This window comes from Frankia sp. CoWAU3, assembly GCF_977971855.1.
In genome coordinates this window covers 2,455-4,431 of record NZ_CDWWXB010000255.1, presented here as the reverse complement: position 1 = coordinate 4,431, position 1,977 = coordinate 2,455, and the positions used below count along the sequence as shown (strand labels likewise).

Sequence of the window (1,977 nt, the reverse complement as noted above, 5' to 3'; positions counted from 1 at the left end):
TCATGGTGCCGAGTGGGGACCACCCGGCAGACGGCATCGAGCGCTGGCGGGGAGAATCGGGGGCCATGGCGGAACATCTGATCGAGAACTATCTCATCGACATGGACGGTGTTCTGGTCCATGAGGAACATCCCATTCCGGGCGCGGATGCCTTTCTGGCCGGGATCGGCGAGGCAGGCCTGGGTTTTCTCGTGTTGACCAACAACTCGATCTACACGGCCCGCGACCTGTCCGCCCGGCTGGCTGGCGCGGGACTCACGATCCCGCCGGAGCGGATCTGGACCTCGGCCCTCGCCACCGCGCTCTTCCTACACACCCAACGCCCCCAGGGATCGGCGTACGTCGTCGGCGAAGCGGGCCTGACCACGGCGCTGCACGACATCGGCTACGTCCTCAGCGACCGGTCACCCGATTACGTCGTCCTCGGGGAAACCCGGACCTACAGCTTCGAGGCAATCACCAAAGCGGTACGGCTGGTGCGCGACGGCGCACGCTTCATCGCGACGAATCCCGATCCCACCGGTCCCTCGGTGGAGGGTCTCCTGCCCGCCACCGGGGCGGTCGCGGCGATGATCACCCGGGCGACCGGCGTCACACCCTACTTTGTCGGCAAGCCGAACCCGTTGATGATGCGCAGTGCGCTGAACACGCTGTCCGCGCACAGCGAGACCACCGTGGTGATCGGCGACCGGATGGACACCGACGTCGTCGCCGGCCTGGAGGCCGGAATGGACACCGTGCTGGTGCTGTCGGGCATCACGTCCATCACCGATGTCGACCGGTTCCCCTACCGGCCGACCGCCATCGTCGGCAGCATCGCCCAGTTGCCCGTCGGTCGGGATGTGCGGACGCTCGACAGCATGCCGACGGCCGCCGTCCGCCCGGCGCCAGCCGGGGCCTCCGATCGCACCGGGGTCCCCGATCGCACCGGGGTCCCCGATCGCACCGGGGCGCACGGTCGGACCCCGGGACCGGTGCACACCTCGGGGTCCACCACACGTGGGTGAGGGGCCACCGCGGAATCAGGGAACCCCGGACGGGATCAGGAGCCGCCCTGCGAACGGCGGAACAGGGTCGCGGTCGGCGCGGCGGCGGTCAGGGTCACCTTCGTCGGCGTGAACAGGAACGACTGCTGGGGCAGGCCGTCCGGACCCAGCAGGAACGCCCGCTCGATCGAGTCGACCTGGATGCGCGCACCGGTGTCGGCACCCGCACCGACGACCCGGGTCGCCTGGATGGACGCGATGTCCTCCGCGACCGTCCCGGGTGGGAGTTCGACAGCCGTGGCGGCCGGCGCGTCCCGTTCGATGGACCAGGCAGGGTAGGTCTTGTTCGACCGGTAGGTCTCGGGGTTGCCGGCGAGCCGCACCCCGACCGACAGCCCGACCCAGGCGTCGGCGGTGTTCGGCGCGCCGACCGTGTTCTTCCGGACGATCAGGTACAGGTAGTTACGCGGGTCGCTGATCCGGGTGCGCGGGTCCGGGACCGGGGCGTCGGCGACCTTGCCCTCCCGGGCGACCTCCTGGGACATCACCCAGTAGGTCCACGGGTTGCGGTCCATCTCCCGCTCGGGGGCCTCGGCGTTCGGGTCGAGGGTGTCCGCGGCAGACAGGGCGAACCGCATCGGGCCGTCGGTGTTCTGGCACATGCTGTTGCTGCGCGTGCAGGTCCCGAGCAGCGGGTGCGTGCTCTCGTACCGGCCGGTGAACGGCTGCGACGTGTGCTCCGGCCCCTGGATCACGGCGCTGCCGGGGATGGCGTTGCCGGTGGCGTCGATCTCTACCTGGTAGGTCCACTCGATGTCGGTGGTCCGCCCCCAGAACGCCATCAGGGCCGGGGTCGGGGTGCCCTCGTCCTCGTTGCTCCACACCATCGAGTAGGTCAGCAGGCGATGACCGGCGATCGCGGTTGGCGCCTCGGAGTGGAAGGCGAGCAGCGGGGTGTCGGTGACGGCGTTCTGGAACGGCCCGCCGGCCA

General features: G+C 70.0%; 1 protein-coding gene and 1 pseudogene. One reads left to right on the top strand and one right to left on the bottom strand.

The genetic code is table 11. From position 1 onward, the window contains the following. Nucleotides 1-2: 2 nt before the first annotated feature. On the top strand, nucleotides 3-1,007 hold the full coding sequence (locus tag AC08ON_RS16645; RefSeq protein WP_476608421.1) for an HAD-IIA family hydrolase: 1,005 nt from the start codon (nucleotides 3-5) through the stop codon (nucleotides 1,005-1,007). Between the two features lie 35 nt (nucleotides 1,008-1,042). On the opposite strand, the pseudogene AC08ON_RS16640 reads toward AC08ON_RS16645, so the two are convergent. Then, nucleotides 1,043-1,977 (bottom strand): annotated as a pseudogene (locus tag AC08ON_RS16640) (hypothetical protein); the annotation flags it as partial.